The organism is Bacillus paramycoides (genome assembly GCF_038971285.1).
Classification (GTDB): Bacteria; Bacillota; Bacilli; order Bacillales; family Bacillaceae_G; genus Bacillus_A.
In genome coordinates, this window is the sequence record NZ_CP152427.1 from 2,463,266 (window position 1) to 2,481,936 (window position 18,671).

The window sequence follows — 18,671 nt, forward strand, 5'->3', positions numbered from 1 at the left end:
ATATCAAAAGAAAGCAACGAATCTCTTTTATACTTATAAATAAGGAGTGAAGGAAATGAATGAACATATACAGCAGATGATTGATTGGATTGAGAGCAATTTAAATGAAAAATTTTCATTAAATGCATTATCCCATTATATGGGCTATTCTCCGTATTACTGTTCTTTTAGATTTCACCAAGTAACAGACATTAGTATAAGGCGCTATATTCTTTTACGAAGACTGTATTTATCTATAGAGGATTTGAAAAATGATAGAAAGATAATAGATATTGCATCGGATTACGACTATTCTTCACAAGAGGCTTATAGTAGAGCTTTTAAGACTGTTTTTGGAATGAATCCAAGAGAATACCGCCTATTCAATCATTTGTTAAACTCAATATAAATAAAGAAGGGGAGTTTAAAATGAACGTTTCTAGAAAATTAGAGGTTGAGCAGTTACGAAATGCGAAAAGAGAGCTGTTTGATAGAGATGTACTGAACATATTAAATGGTCAAATGATGTATGAAGAATTTAAAAATGAAAAGCTAATGGGTGATTCTGAATATGCCCCATTTAACGAAGCGATGTGTGTGAACCTGGCTACTACACAAGCTTTTAATGATGAGTTTATTAAAACAAGAGCCGAAGGTCATAACAGTTCAGTAGAAAGTTATACAAAAAAGGTCATAGATCCGTTAAAAAATCTTTTTACGAAAAAGTATAAATGTATTGTTTTATGGTTCGGTGAAGATATGTTTTGCCAAATGAATCTACTTACTATACTTTCATATCTTGAACAGTCTTGTTATGAAGGAAAAGTATATTTAAATAGTTTTAGAGAGGATGAATTTAAAGTGAGTCAACTTGAACTTAAATTAGGAAGTTATTCTACTATATACAATGAAGTAATAGTAAATCATAAAAAAACATCCCATAAAGTACCACCTGTAATGTATCAAGCTATAGATTTATATTTAGAAATGTTAAAAGAAGATAATATCGTAATGAAATTCATCTCTAAAAATCAAGCTTTCTCAAATCAAGAAATATTAATAAAGTTGTTTCAACTTTTTCCAACAATCGGATATGGTGATACTCAGTACATAGAATTGATAAATAAAATAAAGAAGAAAGCTGAACCTAATATATAGGAACAGCTTTCTTCTTATAATTGTTCAAGTGACTCTAATTCGCCTTCTATAAATAACATTAGTTCTTTAATCGTTTCTCCAGAGAAATCAAAACGAATGCCAGCTGCTTCATATACTTCCGCTAAGGATCTAGAGCTACCTAATGATAAAGCTTTTTTATAGTTTTCTATTGCTTGTTTAGGATTTTCTTTATATTGTTTATACATTTGTAATGCACCAAGTTGGGCAATCGCGTATTCAATATAATAAAATGGTACTTCAAAAATATGGAGTACAGGTAACCAGCCAGTTGCAATCCAATTTTCATACCCTTCAATATTTACGACGTTCGACTGGTAAGTGTTATGTAATTCTAAATACTTTTCATTTCTTTCCTTAGCAGTATGATTAGGGTTTTCATACATCCAATGTTGGAATTGATCAACGATAAGCATTGGTGGTAAATACTTTACAATATCTTTAAAGAAATCTAATTTTGCTTTTATAAATTCTTCTGTATTCTCATAAAATGTATCCCAATACTCCATCGAAAATAATTCCATTGTCATGCTAGCGAGTTCTGCTGATTCTGAAGGGATTTCTACAAATTTTTGAAGTTCTAACTGCTTCATACATTCATTATGAATACTATGGCCCATTTCATGGAGGAAAGTAGTAACGTCATAATGTGTATGATTGAGATTCATGAAAATAAAAGATAGTTGCGAAGCAGGTAAGTATTCGCAAAATCCTCCAGGTCCTTTTCCTTTACGACTTTCTAAATCTAAGCAATTATTTTTATGCATACGGCTTAATAATGCAGAAAATTCCGGGGCTAGTTTGTGTAAAATGCGAGAACTTTTTTCGACTAAATCACTCGCATCTTCGATAGGTTTTAATACTTTTTGATTTGGTGCAGTTGCTTTTAAATCCCATGGACGAAGGAAATCTACTTGAAGTTCAGATTTTTTCTCATTAAATATTTTATCGATAAGTGGTACTACGTATTTACGAATAGATTGAGCAAGCTCATAGCAGTCATCAGGCGTATAATCAAAACGTTCATGTTTTTTAAACATATAATCACGATAATTATCTAATTGAATATTTTCCGCCTTTTGGTGACGGATTGCAATTAATTCATTTAATATCTGTTGTAATTTATTTTCAACAGATAAAAACTTTTCGGAAATGAGCGTTTTTGCTTTTTTTCGTATATGACGATCCGGATCTTGTAAGTAAGACTGTAGTTCAGTAATTGTTTTCTCTTCACCGTCCCATAATGCAGTTAAACCACCTGTAATTTCGAAGTATTCGGTTACTAATTTGTCTTCGCTTATTTCTAAATCAATGTTCTTTTCACAAAATAATGTTTGCGCATTCTTTATTTTTTTATCTAGTAAGCTATACGTTTTTGGATCAAGTTCCATTCGAAAAGGGGACTCTAAATATTTATTATCAAATGAATTTTGATAACGTTTCAAAAGAGGTCGTACGTATTGTTGATCATATTTAAAAGTATCCTTAATTTTTTTATTATCTGTATTACATTGAAAGGCGATATAGTGCGATCTTAATTGTTCTTCAATTTCCCAAATGACTGTGGATTGTTTTTTTAACCAGTTTTCAAGCTCTAGATTTGAAGAAATCTCTTCATTTAATAAAGTAGAAAGAGTTTTTTCTAATTCTAGAACGTTACTAATATCAATTGTATTTAAGCGCTGCATGACATATCCCTCACTTTTTATTTATTCATGGAGATATTCTATATATTAATTGTAATTTCCTTGTTAAGTGGAGAAAATATGAAATAATGTTAAAATTTAAAGTGGTAGAAGGGATGTATTTCTGTTTGCTTAAGAATGAAGAATCTTTTTAAGTCCGTGCATTAGGGAGTGAAATAATGTATAAGTATTTACATATTTTTAATGATATAGAAAACATGATTCAACGTGGAGTGATAAAAGAAGGGAAGAAATTGCCTTCAATACGATCGCTTGTTACGCAATATGAATGCAATAAGGCGACAGTTATACGGGCACTACATGAATTAGAAAAGCGTCATATTATTTATTCCGTTCCTCAAAGTGGATACTACGTTGTTCGAAAGTCAGGGAGTTTTGTAGAAAATGACGGGATAATTGATTTTGCTTCCTCAGCACCAGATCCAGATGTTTTTCCATATTTAGATTTTCAACATTGTATTAATAAAGCCATTGATACATATAAAAATGACTTGTTCGTATATGGGACGCCAAAAGGTTTACCGTCTTTAATTCCGGTTATTCAAAAACAACTGGCAAACTATCAAGTTTTCACTAAAGAAGAAAATATTTTTATAACGTCAGGTGTGCAGCAGGCGCTAGCGATATTAACTTCTATACCATTTCCAAATGAAAATGAAACGATATTAATTGAACAACCAACATATCATCTATATATTGAATATCTAGAAATAAACAAAATCCCTGTAATCGGTATTAAACGTACGAATGAAGGAATCGACTTAAATGAATTGGAACGTATTTTTCGAACAGGTAAAATAAAATTCTTTTATACAATACCAAGATTTCATCATCCACTTGGAACTTCTTATTCTAAGGATGAGAAAGAAAAAATCGTATTATTGGCTAAGAAATATAATGTATTTATAGTGGAAGATGATTATTTAGCAGATTTAGAAACGGATTCGAAAGCTGATCCGTTATATAGCTTGAATCATGATAATCATGTCATATATTTGAAAAGTTATTCGAAGATTATTTTTCCAGGTTTACGAGTTGGTGTGGCAGTTATTCCACCGATTATTGCGAATGCTTTCCATACATATAAAAAAATTTTAGATATCGACAGCCCGATGATATCTCAAGCTGCTTTAGAAATTTATATAAAGAGTGGCATGTTTGAACGTCATAAAAATAAAATTAAATCTTCTTATCACGATAGATCTAAAAAACTAGCAGAAACATTAGAAAGAATTCATAGTGAAAATCCGCTTTTATTCACGTATAAAAAGCAAAATACAATTGGAATTCATACTTGTTTAGAATTACATAAAACGAGTATTTCAGAAATGTTTTTCCAAAGACTAAGTGAAAAACAAATAAGTATTGATAAGATTGATAAAAATTATGTGAGAGATTTTCCGAAAGAAAGACTATTAAAGTTAAACGTATCAAATGTGAGGGAAGATAGGATGGAAGAAGGAATTCGTAAAATAATGGAGGAAATCAAACAGTTGGAACATATAACCTTCCAATTTAAAAAAGAAAAAAATGAAAAAGGAGGTTTGTTGTGAGGCGCAAAATAATTCTCTTGTTTGTGTGTTTCGTTATAATAATTGGAGCTATCGTTGTGACTAAATATTATAAAAAAGATGATCAATGCATTGCGGTGGGTAAGTATTCAAGAGGTATTATCGTAAATCAAAATAACGAACCAATATCTAATGTGAAAATTTATGAAAATTCTATTGAAGGTAAGGTGCGCAGTATTTCAAATATACAAGGTGAATTTGAAATACCACATGGTGTTTGTGGTGAGATTGTATTACAATTCGTTACTCCAGACGGAGACATCTATACGAGGAAATATGATAGTAATCATATACCGGAAGTGATAGACCTGAGTTATAAAAAGTAAAAGAAAAGTGTTACGTTAATACTTTTTAGAGCACTCAATTGTTGAGTGCTCTTTTTATTTAGAACATAATTGTTTTAAATGGAAATAAACTACCAATAGATGATATCCTTAAAGTATAGCATTTATTTTGAATAGGAGGGTGATTGAGTCAATGGCTGTACGTATAGTCGATGATTTACAACAACTATCATTGTTACTTATGTTTTTTAGTACAATTATATTTTACAGGTACTTAAAGAAAGTTAAACGAGAGAGAAAATTGACTGGTTTTGAATGGACAATGTATTTTGTCACTCCATTTGCGACATTAATTTGGGCATTTACTTATTTTATTAAACACTTAGCTGAATCGTAACTTCTATTCACTTTCAACTAGTTTACTGTTATCTATTAGGAATATAAATATAGTCCGTATCTTAATCAATAACAACATCGCTTAGGACGTCTTCTTGTAGTAATTTTTGGTTGTTTTTCATAGTGATATCGTACACAAAATAAGCTTAGAAGATCTTCGTTAGATAACTCTTCATTTTTAACATTTATATACAGGACTCATTCAATGTTTTAAGAAATTAAGTGAAGGAATAATTACTCCTTTAAAAGTATGTGTTTCATATGAATAATGAACAAAATGATCAGGTACTTGTCACATAGCCCACATATGTTTTGACACTAATATAATAACAGGGCGCGGAGTAACATGTATGGGGATTTTTTTTAGGTGCAACGGGTTATGTAAACAGGAAAGGGGACGCTTTTTCATTATGTACAAATAGTATATTATCTTTCTCAATGTACATATTAAGTAAAGTATTTAATATGTACATAAAAGGCGGGATAATATGGATGAAAATAAAAAAAATGAAGAATTGAGTAAATTTAAGAAACAATGGTTTAATGAAGATAATCAACCAGTAGCTGGTATAGAGTTAGCTTTACCGCCTGATATAGGCAGCATGTTAGACTCGAAATTAGTTGATGATAAAAGTGGAGAAAGTAATAATGAATAAGTTTAATCTATGCATCCATTCGGGTGCTTTTTATTTTTGGGACAATGTAGTATTAAATCTTTATTGAAAAAAGGTAAATCAAAATAGATTGTTTGATTTTCACAAAAAATTTTAATTAAAATTCATTTAGAATGCTATATAAAATGGGAATGCTAATAACATTTACCATTAAAGGTTTGGGCTATTATGCATATTATTTTTGAAAGTATTATTTTAATTTTTACTGGGATTCTTGCATTAAAAATGACGGGTAGTAAATCTGTTAGCCAAATGACAAGAGCTGAAATCATTATAGTAGTATCAATAGCACGTATTATTGTAGAGCCTGTATTAAGTAGGAAAGTAGTCCCATTTATATTTGCAGCTGTAATATTTGCAAGTATACTTCTTATCATTCATTTCTTTGAATTGAAGTCAAAGAAGGTGGAACAATTCCTTAATGGCAGTAGCTTTGTAATTGTAGAAAACGGAGAGATTATTAAAGTGAACTTGATGAAGGCAAAAATGTCTGAACAACAACTTTATATGCAATTAAGAGAAAAAGGAATTCATGATTTAAAGAGTTTGCAGCAAGTTACAGCTGAGCCGAATGGACGTATTGGTTATCAATTAATAGAGAAAGCTCAACCGATAACTTTAGAAATGTTAGAAAAAATATTAGATCAGTACAATACAAAAAGATAATTTCTCTGGAGAAAAGCTAATACCACAACGAAAGTATTGACTTTTTTGTTTTTCTACAAAAACATATGGATTGATAAAAAAGAGTGAGTTTTACATCAATCTTTAAAATAGATATAGGCTTATTATTATGCTATATTCAATGGAGCTATAGTGGCTGTGGTGAAAAAAGAAGCGTTAAAATGAAAATGGCTTTCATGTGATATTAACATGAGATAAGAATAAGGAGATAGAAATAAAATGGAGTTTTGGGAATCAAGTTTTATTGAAAAACAAACGATGTGGGGATTTGAACCTACTGAATCTGCAATTTTGACAAAAGATTTTTTTCTGGAAAAGAACGTTAAGGACATATTAGTTCCAGGTATTGGATATGGAAGAAATGCAAAGGTGTTTATGGAAAATGGTATAAATGTAACAGGTATTGAAATTTCGAAAACAGCGATCGATTTAGCAAGAGAAAACGGGCTAGAAGATGTTAGTATGTATCACGGTTCGGTAAACGAAATGCCTTTTGATAATAAACTATATGATGGGATATTTAGTCATGCACTTCTTCATTTGTTGAATGAACAGGAAAGAGAGAAATTTATTAAAGATTGTTATAATCAGTTAAAACCAGGCGGATATATGGTTTTTACAACTGTCTCTAATAAAGCTCCCATGTACGGAAAAGGAAAACAGTTGGATAAAGATTATTACGAGATAATGGAAGGCGTAAAAATGTTCTTCTATGATTCTGAATCTATAAAACAAGATTTTAATAAATATGGACTAGTACAAGTTTCGGAAATTGATGAACCAAATAAGAACATGGCAAATAAACCTTCAATCAATTTTTTAATGATAAAATGTAAGAAAGAACTATAACTAAAAGTTATTAACAATTATTAAAGATGTTTATATATTGATTATGCACAAATAAAAAGGACAAGCATATAATAGAATTACCTATTAACTTTAAGTAACCTTAACTTTCTTTAATAGGGTATCTCAAAATCCCCAAAAAGAGCACTTGCGGAAACAAGTGCTTTTTTATTTTTTGTTTAATAAATATTAAAAGGTAAAGATCTCATACAATAAAAATGAATTAGAAGGAAAGGGTCACATCTTAATTATACGATTATTTCTGAACGACAAAAGTAATAGCATTTGTTTTTAATAGGATGTGTCTTTCGTTTCGGACTATATCATAAGCTAATTCTTTTGTTTCAACTTTCATTTCCTTCCAGTCTTCATAAATGTTTTTTAATAGGTGTATCATTTTATCAGTAGAAATGTTAATTTCAATTAAAGCATCTAATTCTTCATTTGTATGTAAGTCGATTTCTTGTATGTTCGAGTTAATAATTAAACAATTGATACCACCAATCTTTGTACCTTTTTTCATAGAATGGAGCACGTTTTTTAAATCTTCTTCTGATTGAACATGCTCTAAACTTGATACTGCAATGATATAATCATATGTATTAGGTTGGATGTAATAGTTTTCAATTGCTGCTTTTTCTGTTTTTATAACTTCAAAAACATCATATTCTTGGCTATAAATTTGTAATTTTGTTAAAGCGGAATCCAGTAAGTCCACACAAGTAACAGTACCACTAGCATTTTTTATTTTTTGTGCAATTGGAATACTATTCCTTCCAACGCCAGAGCCGAGATCAAGTACTTGCAAGTTGTTTCGTCCTTCAAAGTAATCCATTAAATCCATAACTGTTTTAACAGGTTTATAAAGCCAAGAGCCAGTTTCAAATAGTTTGTATTGTTCATAACAAAGGTCATGATATTTCTTTTCTTCGTGTCTTATGTGATCGATACGGTTCATATAGTTTCAGCTCCAATATTATTATTGCGAAATGAATGGGTAGGACAACCTTTTATATTTGTTTGAATTCGAAAAATACCACCGGCATGTGGATATATTTTTAATTCGTCATCCGTCATTCTTGTTCTGGCTGTTGTAACATATAGGTCTGTTAAATTAGTCCCTCCAAATGTACAAGACGTTACATATAGCGCTGGAATTGGAATACTTAATATTTGTTCTCCAGTTGAAGGGTCCCATCTAGTAATCTTTGAAGCTCCCCAATGAGCAATCCATAAACACCCTTCCTCGTCAATTGTCATACCATCAGGTAGACCTTCATTTTCAGGGAAAATGATTACATCACTTGGATTACGAATTACTCCAGAGCATATATCATAATGAAAACGAACTACTTTTTTAGTAGGTGTATCAATATAGTAAAGGTATGTATGGTCAGGTGACCAAGTTATGCCATTTGATGTATTTACATGTGAAACTTTTTTCTCTACCTTTAAATTATTATTTAAACAATACAAGGAACCAGCAGCATTTATACCGTATGTATCTGTAGTACCTGCCCAAAAACGTCCTGCTGGATCGCATTTACCATCGTTAAAACGATTTTCAAATAAATGTGGTTCAGGGTCAAAAATATGTGTTAGTTTTTCTGTTTTTACATTAATAGAATAAAAACCGTTTTCCATAGCTAGGAGTAGTACGTCTTCTAAATATGGAACAACACAGCCGATTTGTTGATTGAGAGCAATTACTCGGTTTGTATTAGTAGTAGGATTAAATATGCATAATTGTTTCTCCATAATATCAACCCAGTATAAAAATTGCTTTTTTTCATTCCAACATGGTCCTTCAGCTAAACTTGCTTTCGCATCTAAAACTAATTCTATATTACTGATCAAGAGGTTCACCACGCTTTATAAGATATTTATATAATTCGATAAGAATAAAGATAAACCTTTTAGTCAGAAGATATTAAGATTTGTACTATAGAAAACTGATTTTCTCAAGTGATTAAAAAATGTATACACATGGAGAGGAAAATGCATATGATGTTTTATGAAATTTTTTGCTTTTCTTGTAAAAATATATTTCGTGTTTACGAAGGTAGTGAAAAATATAAGCGATTTAAAGAGAAACCAAAAGGGGTATATTGTTGTGATGAGTGTAGTCACAAAATTCAATTAGAAGCGATAAAACATTTTTTTAGATAGTTATTTCGTTCGGAAAAGTTTGACAATAAAGGTATTATAAATTATCATATGAAAAAAACTAATATATAAAATAGCATGGAAGAGAAGAGTAGTTAAGAAAAGGATACGTACAGAGAGCTCTGGTGGCTGAGAAAGAGCGGTATACATCTTGACGAAAAAAGACTTGGAGCTGCGCAAGGAACTAATTTGTTTAGGGATGGTGCGACGGGTTCTCCCGTTATAGAGATAGGGTATACGCATATTTTGCCGTACCTGAAGAGGTTAATATGGCGACGTATTAACAAACTGAGGTGGTACCGCGAAGTTAACAACTCTCGTCCTCAAGATGAATAATCTTGGGGGTGGGAGTTTTTTTATTGCATAAAACTGAAAGTGTGAAAACAAAAAATCAATTGAGGTGAGTAATATATGCATTGGGCGTATGAAGTAGCACATGAATTAATAAGGAAACATCCAAACAAAGAAACTTTTGTTTGCGCATCTGGAATCAGTCCATCTGGTTCTGTTCATATCGGGAACTTTCGCGAAATAATAACGACTTATTTCGTTGTAAGAGCCCTTCAAGATTTAGGGAAAAAGACCCGTTTTATATTTTCATGGGATGATTATGATAGATTTAGAAAAGTCCCTAAAAATATTGATCCATCTTTTGCAAAATATATTGGTATGCCATACAGTGATATTCCAGATCCATATGGTTGTCATAACTCCTATGCAGAGCATTTTGAAAAAGAGTTTGAGAAATCGCTTCAAGTATTTGGGGTTGAAGTGGAATTCATATATCAATATGCTGAATATAGAAGTGGAAGATATAACAAAAACATATTAGAGGCTTTATATAAAAGAAAAGAAATATATGATATTTTAATGAGTTTTAAAACAGGAGAGTGTAGTGAAGAAGAGCGAGAGAGCTTTTATCCGGTAACATTATATTGTGAGAAATGCGAGAAAGATGCAACAACGATAACACATTTTGATGAAGTATTAAAAACAGTACGATATAAATGTGATTGCGGAAATCAAACTGAATTATCGGTATTAAATACAAATAAAATGAAACTGAATTGGAAAATCGATTGGCCGATGAGATGGATGATAGAGGATGTTGTTTTTGAACCGGGTGGCAGAGATCATTCATCAGAAACAGGTAGTTATAATGTATCAAAGGAAATTGCAAGGAAAATATTCAATCGTGAAGCTCTGCATTACGTTGCTTATGATTTCATTGGTATTAAAGGGAATCATGAAAAAATGTCTAGTTCTTCAGGGAATAGTATTACACCTAGTGATTTGTTAAAAGTGTATTTACCAGAAATGATTCTTTTTATGTTTGCTAAATATAGACCAAACGCAGCTTTTCATATCGGTCTTGATGAAGATGTAATTCGCAATTATACAGAATATGAACTATTGAAAGATAGTTATGAGAATAAAACGCTCAAAAATGAAGATTTATTCGATGCAATTAAACTTGCTAGAGTTGATAGCAGAATTAAAGAATATCCAAAATTTAATCAAGTAGCAGGAACGTTACCGCTATTAAATTTTGATTCATCTATTTTACAAGGTATATTAGAAAAAATAGATAGGAATTATGTATTAGAGGATATGATAGCGATAAGCAAACGTGCAGAGTATTGGGTTAGAAACTTTCAAACTGAAAAATTAATTGCTGTAAATCAAGAGAGAAATAAGGAGTTTTATAACACATTAGATGAAAGACAGAAAGACTGGTTAGTAGAAGTTTGCAATATACTTCGTTCTAACAAAGATTACTCTAACTTAATGGAGCAATTGTATTCGATTTGTCATGATGAAAATAAAAAAATAATGAAAGAAAATCAAAAACAATTATTTATTATTATATATAAGCTCATTATGAATCAGTCCAGTGGCCCTCGAATACCGTTATTAATACATGTAGTAGGCATCGAAAAGTTTATCACATTATTAGATTTCTAAAAAATAAAGGGAACGCAAGTACTCAGCTAAGTACTTGCGTTTCACATTTTACTACCGTGAATACATTTTCGGACATTCATCACCACTAGGTTCATAAAAACAATGGCTTTTAAACTGTCCTACAAACGGCTGGTTATACCATTCAGGTGGACAAGCACCAACTGGACGGAAATACCAAAGAGCCCACCTTGCTGGCCAGCGCCACTCACCTTGTAAAACTTTTCTTGCGATGTCTTTTTCTGATTCACGTGCGCGTTGATAAAAATATCCGTATTGTACTGCTTCAAATCCACCAGGACTTTGATATACTGCATCACGTACAGTTCGAAGTTGTTTAAAATCTAAGCAATCACAAAATACACGATTTACTACTACGCAACCAACAAGTTGTTCACCCTGTCGACCTTCTCCTTCAGCTTCAGCACGAATTAAACGAGCTAGTAAATCAACATCGCTTTCGTTATATGGAATAAGGGGCATAGTGCTACCACCTTTCTTTACCTGTTATAGTAAAGAGTGTATGTATGAAAATAAGCTAGGTGCTTTTTCACGTACAAATATTATCAAATATGAAGAGGAGCTTGTATGAAAAAAGCTAATTAGTAATTGTAGACCAACATAAAAGGGGAGAGATAACATGTATCGAATTTATAAAGAACATATCATATACGCAATGTCACCAGATAATAAGCCATGTATGGAAGTAGAAATAGGGAGTCGTCTTGTATTTGAAACATATGATTGCTTTGAAAACCAAATTAATTTGAGGATGTTGTGTTTCAAGAATTAGACTGGAATCGCATTAATCCAGCGACCGGACCTGTATATATTAAAGGTGCAGAACCTGGTGATATTTTAGTCGTAACGATTGAAAAGATTAAAATTGTAGAGCAAGGTGTTTTAACTACAGGAGCGAATCTTGGCGTAATGGGTGAAGATCTAAACGAAAATACAGTGAAAATCGTCCCAATACATAATGAGCATGTTTTGTTTTCAAATAAACTACAAATCCCGATTCATCCTATGATTGGTGTAATTGGTACTGCGCCGAAAGAAGAGGGCATTTCATGTGGCACACCGCATGATCACGGCGGGAATATGGATTGTAAAGAGATAAAAGAAGGGACAACGTTATTATTACCTGTAAATGTTCCTGGTGCTCTATTAGCATTAGGTGATTTACACGCGGCGATGGGTGATGGTGAAATTGGTGTTAGTGGAGTAGAGGTTGCTGGTGAGGTAACCGTAACAGTCCAAATTATAAAAGGGAAAAAATGGCCACTACCAATGGCTATTCAAAAAGAAAAAGTAATGACGATTGCTTCAGAAAAATTGCTAGATGATGCAGCGAATCGTGCTGTACGTAATATGGTGACATTTTTACATGAAGAATTAGAAATGTCTAAAGCTGATGCAACGCTTCTATTATCAGCTGCCGGCGATTTAAGAGTTTGTCAAGTTGTGGACCCGCTTAAAACAGCACGAATGGAACTACGTATGGACTATGTGGAGAAGCTAGGTTTTGATTTTAGTAAATTTCATATTAAATAAGAATAATGGAAGAAGGATGCTTTTAGATAAAAGTATCCGTTTTTGATTTACGGATTATATAAAAAAAGGTAGTATTTATTTTATATAATTGAATATAAGATTGTGGATCGAAAAAGGAGTAAACACATGGTTAAAATTATGATTGTAGAAGACGATATGAAAATTGCAGAACTATTATCAACACATGTCGCGAAATACGGGTATGAAGGAATTATTGTATCGGATTTTCAAAATGTATTAAACATTTTTTTAGAAGAACAACCAGAGTTAGTTTTATTAGATATTAATTTACCAAGTTTTGATGGGTACTATTGGTGTCGTCAAATTCGTGGAGTTTCTACATGTCCGATATTATTTATTTCAGCCCGTGAAGGAACGATGGATCAAGTTATGGCGCTTGAAAACGGTGGCGATGATTTTATTTCAAAGCCATTCCATTACGAAGTTGTAATGGCGAAAATTCGAAGTCATTTAAGGCGTGCTTACGGGGATTATGCACCGAAAGTAGAAGAACGGATGATTGAGCAACAAGGCCTTTGTTTATATCCCGAAAGGCTTGTATTAAAGCTTAAGAATCAAGAGATAGATATAACAAGAAATGAAGCAATTTTATTAGAGATGTTAATGCAAAATTATCCGCGTGTTGTGGGTAGAGAAGTGTTATTAAATAAATTATGGGATAGCGAATCTTATGTTGATGATAATACTTTAAGTGTAAATACAACTCGTGTGCGTAAAAAGTTAAAAACATTACAGATTGAAGATGCAATTGAAACGATCCGTAGTGTCGGTTATAGATTACATATTACTTGGGATACTGGTATGGAGAAATGATAAAATTGTTTATTCGTGATCATATACCACTTATTTGTTTTACAGTAATCCAACTACTAGCCATATTTCTAGTATATTGGTTTGATGGGCATAATCATATTGCAACGGCATTATATGCAATGTTTTTAGGTGTCTTTTTTATGGTAGGTTATTTAGTATTTTGTTACTTTACGCATCGTACTTTCTATGAACGGTTAGCAAATCCGTTGAACTCTTTAGATGAGTCTGTTCAAAAATCAGATTTTGCGGTTTTATCTACTGCGCTTCAAGACTTGCTTGAGGTACAATATCGCCATTATCAAAATCAACTCCAAATACAAGAGAGAAAAAATAATGATCATTTAACTTTTATGAATCAATGGATACATCAAATGAAAACACCTTTATCTGTAATAGAATTAATTACGCAGGATGAAGTCGATCAGCGTTTTGAAAGTATAAATGAGGAAACAGATAGGCTGAAAAAGGGGCTAGAGATGGCTCTATACGTTGCACGTTTAGAAGCATTTACGCAAGATTTTTATGTGGAAAGAGTACAGCTACATAAAATAGTGAATGATTCTGTACATGAACATAAACGCTTCTTTATTCGGAATTTTGTATATCCAGAGCTCAAAATTGAAAAGGACATTACTGTAGAAAGTGATGCGAAATGGTTACAATTTTTAATTGGACAAATACTATCGAATGCGATTAAATATTCATCTGGTAGTCGAGAGAAGATTAAAGTGAAAGTTTGTAAGGAAGGTAATAATGTTATACTTGAAATTTCTGATAACGGTGTAGGCATACCGAAGCAAGATTTACCAAGAGTGTTTAAACCTTTCTTTACAGGAGAAAATGGTAGAGATTTTAAAGAATCAACGGGAATGGGGCTATATCTCGTATATGAAATTACGAAACAATTAGGACATAGTGTAGAAATCCATTCAGAAGTTGGTAAAGGTACCGTTGTACGAATTATATTTTTTAATGTGTAAATAAGTGATCGAGGCTAAAGAACTTTGGAGATAAGTTTTTTAGCCTTATTTTATCCCGCTTTAATGGGCAGTAAGACCCCAGCTCAAAATTCAGCGAAAGCAAAGAAGTTAGGTGGGGGTCGGACTGCCCATTAAAGTCCAATTGGTTCGACTAATAATTAGTGGGGGATGAAGAAAACCCCCATTGATTAAAGTTTCACTTTATAGCGATTACCTGAAATGGTAAAAGATCATATTAGTATGTATAATGACACACTAATAAATACGATTGTTACATTAGAAGGATTTAATAAAAATCTGATAAATAGTTTTTGTAAGAAAAAAACCACCCCTTTAAAAGAGATAGCTTCATGAATCCATCCTATGAATAAGTGTATCAACATTAATAAGTATAATGTACGAATTCGTGATAAGTTTTGTAGATTATAATAGGGTTAGTCGTATGTTTTTTTCATGATACTGTATTGTAATTAAGTAAACAAACTTAATAATTTATATCCAATTAATCCTAAAATAGTGATAGGAATCATCATTAAGAAAGAAGAAATTCGATTAGTATTAGAACGTTCTAATACAAGAATCAAGATAATCCCGACTATCACTTCGGTATATCCAACAGGTAACATGTGACTATAGTCTTCAAAATTTAAAAGAATGTGAAGTCCATCCGTTACAAAAACTCCACTAATAAGCGCGCTTCCGAATTTATGAAGTGGGCTTGTAGTATCTTTCCATAGAAAACCTGCAATTCCAAAGATAGTTCCTCCTATAAATGCACACACAATCCATACAGATATAAAATAAATAGAGTGAGCTACATTTTTAATAACTATTGCATAACCATAGTAGCCTAATATCATGCCAAGTAGTGCAAGGATGCCAGAAAGTATAGCTGTACGCTTAGAATAACTAAAGCTAGCCACGAAAAAGGATGGCACTAACCAAACGCTTCCTAGGTTAGCTAATGAATTCCAATGTCCTGGAAGTATACCTTGCCCCAATTTAGTTAGTATACCAACAATTATCCCTACTATAATCGGGATGAGAAAAATCCTTAAAAACATATTTAACTTTGTGATTTCTAATGTCCTGTCCATAAATTCAATCCTTACATTAATATTTTCTACAAACATATAATAGCTTATTACAGGAGAGTAATCAATAAAAATTTATCGAAAAACAATAAGTGATTACTGGATAACGAATAATATATAATTAATCATAAATTTATATAAAAATTATATAAGAAGTAGTGCGTAGAATTTTATTATTAGGGAAATCTAAAGGAAGTAGTACAACAAACGTAATTTATGATTGTTTAATATGATGTTTAGAAATGATAAATTGCCTTGGAAGAAAGCGATCTTTATCCCGCTTTAATGGGCAGTAAGACCCCCACCTCAAAATTCAGCGAAAGCAAAGAAGTTAGGTGGGGGATCAACTGCCCATAAAAGTCCGATTGGTTCAACTAATAATCAGTGGGGGGTGAAGAAAACCCCCACTGATTAAAGTTTCACTTTATTCCAGCACATATAATTGCATTTACTCATACAGTACTAGTATGGTACAATATGGCTATTAACGACGGAAAGGAATGATGGGTGGACGATGATTAACTAATCTTATTTTTAAATGTTGAAATTCAATAAATTTCAATTTCTAAAAAATAGGATTAGTCTGCCCAATTTCCATACAACGGTATTGCTATTTATGTTGTGCAATAGCTTATTTGGGTATAAATATTTTAACGACTAATCCTGCCAAATTTATTTGGGAGGATTTTTTTATTCTCCCTTTATGAAAGGGATTGGTATTATGAAAGAACTATTAAAATTAAATGATGTTTATGTGGAAATAAAAGAAAATACTTTGTTAGAGAAAATGAATGTGACAGTAAGACAAGGGGACGTTATTGGGTTAATCGGCAAAAATGGATCTGGTAAATCAACGTTACTTCAATTAATAAATGGGAAGATTGAACCATCAAAAGGTACTGTTGAATGGATGCAAATGAATATGACAACAGCATATGTTGAACAAGAAAAAGAATCTTTTGTTAGTGAGGATATGATTGCAAAAGAAGCAGAACTTCTTGCAAGATGGGGTGTGCCAACGAATGATTTTTTTACTTTAAGTGGTGGTGAAAAGCTAAAAGTTCGATTAGCAAAAGGATTTGCTGAAAATCCTAATGTCTTAATATTAGACGAACCGACAAATCATCTAGATGAGATGAGTACGGAATTTCTTATTAAACAAATCAAAAATATGAAAGGTACAGTTATCGTCGTATCACATGATCGATATTTTTTAGATGTTGTCGCGACTAGAATATGGTCAATTGAGGATAAGAAATTAATTGACCATAGCGGGAATTATACGAGTTATATGAAAGCACGTGAGCATAAAAGAATGACGCAGCAACGTGAATATGAAAAACAACAAAAGAAGATAGAACAAGTAGAAACGCATATAAAAGAATTAAGTTCATGGTCACAAAAGGCACATGAACAATCCACAAAACAAGAAGGTGTGAAAGAGTTTTATCGTGTAAAGGCGAAGCGAATGGACGCGCAAGTTAAATCGAAACGAAAACGTCTTGAAAAAGAGCTGGAGAAAACGAAAGTTGAACGTGTGAAAGAAGATTATTCAGTTGAATTTTCTATTCAAGCGAGTAAAAAAGTAGGAAAACGTTTCTTAGAAGTAAAACAATTACGGAAAAAATTTAATAATCGAACATTATTTAAAAACGTTAATTTTACAATTCAGCACGGTGAGAAGGTTGCGATTATTGGGCCGAATGGTAGCGGGAAAACAACGTTACTGAAGATGATTATGGGAACAGAAACTGCTGAAGGGGAAGTATGGATTTCACCTTCAGCAAACATCGGTTATTTAACACAAGAAGTATTTGATTTACCACTGGATAAAACACCAGAAGATTTATTTTATAAAGAGACATTTGAAGAAAGAGGAAAAGTCCAAAATTTAATGAAACATTTAGGATTTGAATCTTCCCAATGGAAAGAGCCGATTCGACATATGAGTATGGGTGAACGAGTAAAGTGTAAGCTAATGGCTTATATTTTAGATGAAAAAGATGTGCTTATATTAGATGAACCAACGAATCACCTTGATCTCCCTTCACGTGAACAGCTTGAAAATACGTTAGCTGAGTATAATGGAACACTCGTTATCGTTTCTCACGATCGATATTTTTTGGAGAAGACAACCAACGTAAAACTCGTGTTTGTAAACAATACGATACAAAAGCAGCTCGAAGAACCTACGAAAACTAGAGATGAAATTGAAGAACTACGTTTAACGTTAGAAACAGAGAGACAAGAAGTATTAGGAAAGTTAAGCTTTTTAACTTCTAAAGACAAGGAATATAAAGAACTAGATGAACGGTTTATGGAACTTACGAAGCAGATTAAGGCGCTTTAACAATTAAAATGGGAGAAGAGAGTTTGAGGAAGTTATTCAGAATATAAAGTTATTGAAAAATGCGGGTTTACTCATTTGAGTCAACAGGCGATAGAAAATCAAATCTATAATCATTATGTATTAAGTAAATCAGAATGGATAAAAAATAGGGCTCTTTAAAAGGGGCGAAAATGTAACGAAATCCTTAAAAAGCTTAGAGCTATAACTCTAAGCTTTTTGCATTTATATAATAAAGATATGATATACATTGTATTTCTTGCCACTATACAATTATTATAAGATAGTTATGCGTTAATTTTAGTTTAAAAATAGTTTTATTATCAGTTTTTTTAGCAATCTTACAAACGTGTAAGATAAATGAAAGATGAATCAATATGAGTTATAAGACAATTCATTTACACTCTATTGTGAGAAG

General features: G+C 31.8%; 16 protein-coding genes, 3 pseudogenes and 1 other annotated feature. Of the genes and pseudogenes, 14 read left to right on the top strand and 5 right to left on the bottom strand.

What is annotated here, in order from left to right:
• The first annotated feature begins 55 nt into the window (after positions 1-55).
• Positions 56-1,137: pseudogene (locus tag AAG068_RS12715) on the top strand (helix-turn-helix domain-containing protein).
• Between the two features lie 14 nt (positions 1,138-1,151).
• On the opposite strand, the gene AAG068_RS12720 reads toward AAG068_RS12715, so the two are convergent.
• Positions 1,152-2,843: a M3 family oligoendopeptidase gene (locus AAG068_RS12720; protein ID WP_342719539.1), complete on the bottom strand. Its 1,692-nt coding sequence runs from the start codon at positions 2,841-2,843 to the stop codon at positions 1,152-1,154.
• 176 nt (positions 2,844-3,019) lie between these two features.
• Here AAG068_RS12720 and AAG068_RS12725 point away from each other — a divergent pair, with 176 nt between their 5' ends.
• The 6 genes from AAG068_RS12725 to AAG068_RS12750 all read left to right on the top strand — a co-directional run bounded on the left by AAG068_RS12725 (position 3,020) and on the right by AAG068_RS12750 (position 7,319).
• Positions 3,020-4,414 carry a PLP-dependent aminotransferase family protein gene (locus tag AAG068_RS12725; RefSeq protein ID WP_342719540.1) on the top strand — a complete coding sequence of 465 codons (1,395 nt, stop codon included), beginning with the start codon at positions 3,020-3,022 and terminating at the stop codon, positions 4,412-4,414.
• Positions 4,411-4,758, top strand: a complete 348-nt coding sequence (locus AAG068_RS12730) for a carboxypeptidase regulatory-like domain-containing protein (RefSeq protein ID WP_342719541.1) — start codon at positions 4,411-4,413, stop codon at positions 4,756-4,758. The genes AAG068_RS12725 and AAG068_RS12730 overlap by 4 nt, the downstream gene beginning before the upstream one ends.
• Positions 4,759-4,909: 151 nt before the next feature.
• Positions 4,910-5,113, top strand: coding sequence for a hypothetical protein (locus AAG068_RS12735; RefSeq protein WP_342719542.1), 204 nt, complete (start codon positions 4,910-4,912; stop codon positions 5,111-5,113).
• 487 nt (positions 5,114-5,600) lie between these two features.
• Entirely contained in the window at positions 5,601-5,768 is a 168-nt protein-coding gene (locus AAG068_RS12740; RefSeq protein WP_342719543.1) for a hypothetical protein, read from the top strand.
• Positions 5,769-5,954: 186 nt separating this feature from the next.
• A complete protein-coding gene (locus tag AAG068_RS12745; RefSeq protein WP_342719544.1) occupies positions 5,955-6,452 on the top strand; it encodes a DUF421 domain-containing protein in 498 nt (165 codons plus the stop codon).
• 237 nt (positions 6,453-6,689) lie between these two features.
• Complete coding sequence (locus tag AAG068_RS12750; RefSeq protein ID WP_342719545.1) at positions 6,690-7,319, top strand: class I SAM-dependent methyltransferase; 630 nt, start codon at positions 6,690-6,692, stop codon at positions 7,317-7,319.
• Between the two features lie 253 nt (positions 7,320-7,572).
• Here AAG068_RS12750 and AAG068_RS12755 read toward each other — a convergent pair whose 3' ends face one another.
• Positions 7,573-8,274 carry a class I SAM-dependent methyltransferase gene (locus AAG068_RS12755; protein ID WP_342719546.1) on the bottom strand — a complete coding sequence of 234 codons (702 nt, stop codon included), beginning with the start codon at positions 8,272-8,274 and terminating at the stop codon, positions 7,573-7,575.
• Entirely contained in the window at positions 8,271-9,173 is a 903-nt protein-coding gene (locus AAG068_RS12760) for an SMP-30/gluconolactonase/LRE family protein (RefSeq protein WP_342719547.1), read from the bottom strand. Before AAG068_RS12760 ends, AAG068_RS12755 begins: the two co-directional genes overlap by 4 nt.
• A gap of 141 nt (positions 9,174-9,314) precedes the next feature.
• Here AAG068_RS12760 and AAG068_RS12765 point away from each other — a divergent pair, with 141 nt between their 5' ends.
• Both AAG068_RS12765 and lysS read left to right on the top strand, forming a co-directional pair.
• On the top strand, positions 9,315-9,485 hold the full coding sequence (locus AAG068_RS12765; RefSeq protein WP_342719548.1) for a DUF2197 domain-containing protein: 171 nt from the start codon (positions 9,315-9,317) through the stop codon (positions 9,483-9,485).
• Positions 9,486-9,552: 67 nt separating this feature from the next.
• Positions 9,553-9,810 (top strand) — a binding site (T-box leader).
• Between the two features lie 83 nt (positions 9,811-9,893).
• Positions 9,894-11,447 (top strand): lysine--tRNA ligase, encoded by a 1,554-nt coding sequence (gene lysS, locus AAG068_RS12770; RefSeq protein ID WP_342719549.1) that lies wholly within the window; start codon positions 9,894-9,896, stop codon positions 11,445-11,447.
• A 51-nt stretch (positions 11,448-11,498) separates the two neighbouring features.
• Here the strand turns inward: lysS and AAG068_RS12775 are convergent, their stop codons facing one another.
• Entirely contained in the window at positions 11,499-11,927 is a 429-nt protein-coding gene (locus tag AAG068_RS12775; RefSeq protein ID WP_098669265.1) for a cell wall hydrolase, read from the bottom strand.
• 157 nt (positions 11,928-12,084) lie between these two features.
• Here AAG068_RS12775 and AAG068_RS12780 point away from each other — a divergent pair.
• The 3 genes and pseudogenes from AAG068_RS12780 (at position 12,085) to AAG068_RS12790 (ending at position 14,812) form a co-directional block, all read left to right on the top strand.
• Positions 12,085-12,998 (top strand): annotated as a pseudogene (locus AAG068_RS12780) (acetamidase/formamidase family protein).
• A gap of 126 nt (positions 12,999-13,124) precedes the next feature.
• Positions 13,125-13,832, top strand: coding sequence for a response regulator transcription factor (locus AAG068_RS12785; protein WP_087956590.1), 708 nt, complete (start codon positions 13,125-13,127; stop codon positions 13,830-13,832).
• A complete protein-coding gene (locus AAG068_RS12790) occupies positions 13,829-14,812 on the top strand; it encodes a sensor histidine kinase (protein WP_342719757.1) in 984 nt (327 codons plus the stop codon). The genes AAG068_RS12785 and AAG068_RS12790 overlap by 4 nt, the downstream gene beginning before the upstream one ends.
• A 470-nt stretch (positions 14,813-15,282) precedes the next feature.
• Here the strand turns inward: AAG068_RS12790 and AAG068_RS12795 are convergent, their stop codons facing one another.
• Entirely contained in the window at positions 15,283-15,909 is a 627-nt protein-coding gene (locus AAG068_RS12795; RefSeq protein ID WP_342719550.1) for a DUF6518 family protein, read from the bottom strand.
• A gap of 718 nt (positions 15,910-16,627) precedes the next feature.
• Here AAG068_RS12795 and abc-f point away from each other — a divergent pair.
• Both abc-f and AAG068_RS12805 read left to right on the top strand, forming a co-directional pair.
• Positions 16,628-18,256, top strand: a complete 1,629-nt coding sequence (gene abc-f, locus AAG068_RS12800) for a ribosomal protection-like ABC-F family protein (protein ID WP_342719551.1) — start codon at positions 16,628-16,630, stop codon at positions 18,254-18,256.
• 45 nt (positions 18,257-18,301) lie between these two features.
• A pseudogene (locus AAG068_RS12805) lies at positions 18,302-18,415 on the top strand (GNAT family N-acetyltransferase); the annotation flags it as partial.
• Positions 18,416-18,671: the final 256 nt, after the last annotated feature.

Coding starts and splice junctions, on each gene's coding strand:
- AAG068_RS12720 (WP_342719539.1), bottom strand. CDS start 2,843: ATGCAGCGCTTAAATACAATTGATATTAGTAACGTTCTAGAATTAGAA.
- AAG068_RS12725 (WP_342719540.1), top strand. CDS start 3,020: ATGTATAAGTATTTACATATTTTTAATGATATAGAAAACATGATTCAA.
- AAG068_RS12735 (WP_342719542.1), top strand. CDS start 4,910: ATGGCTGTACGTATAGTCGATGATTTACAACAACTATCATTGTTACTT.
- AAG068_RS12740 (WP_342719543.1), top strand. CDS start 5,601: ATGGATGAAAATAAAAAAAATGAAGAATTGAGTAAATTTAAGAAACAA.
- AAG068_RS12745 (WP_342719544.1), top strand. CDS start 5,955: ATGCATATTATTTTTGAAAGTATTATTTTAATTTTTACTGGGATTCTT.
- AAG068_RS12750 (WP_342719545.1), top strand. CDS start 6,690: ATGGAGTTTTGGGAATCAAGTTTTATTGAAAAACAAACGATGTGGGGA.
- AAG068_RS12755 (WP_342719546.1), bottom strand. CDS start 8,274: ATGAACCGTATCGATCACATAAGACACGAAGAAAAGAAATATCATGAC.
- AAG068_RS12765 (WP_342719548.1), top strand. CDS start 9,315: ATGCATATGATGTTTTATGAAATTTTTTGCTTTTCTTGTAAAAATATA.
- lysS (WP_342719549.1), top strand. CDS start 9,894: ATGCATTGGGCGTATGAAGTAGCACATGAATTAATAAGGAAACATCCA.
- AAG068_RS12775 (WP_098669265.1), bottom strand. CDS start 11,927: ATGCCCCTTATTCCATATAACGAAAGCGATGTTGATTTACTAGCTCGT.
- AAG068_RS12785 (WP_087956590.1), top strand. CDS start 13,125: ATGGTTAAAATTATGATTGTAGAAGACGATATGAAAATTGCAGAACTA.
- AAG068_RS12790 (WP_342719757.1), top strand. CDS start 13,829: ATGATAAAATTGTTTATTCGTGATCATATACCACTTATTTGTTTTACA.
- AAG068_RS12795 (WP_342719550.1), bottom strand. CDS start 15,909: ATGGACAGGACATTAGAAATCACAAAGTTAAATATGTTTTTAAGGATT.
- abc-f (WP_342719551.1), top strand. CDS start 16,628: ATGAAAGAACTATTAAAATTAAATGATGTTTATGTGGAAATAAAAGAA.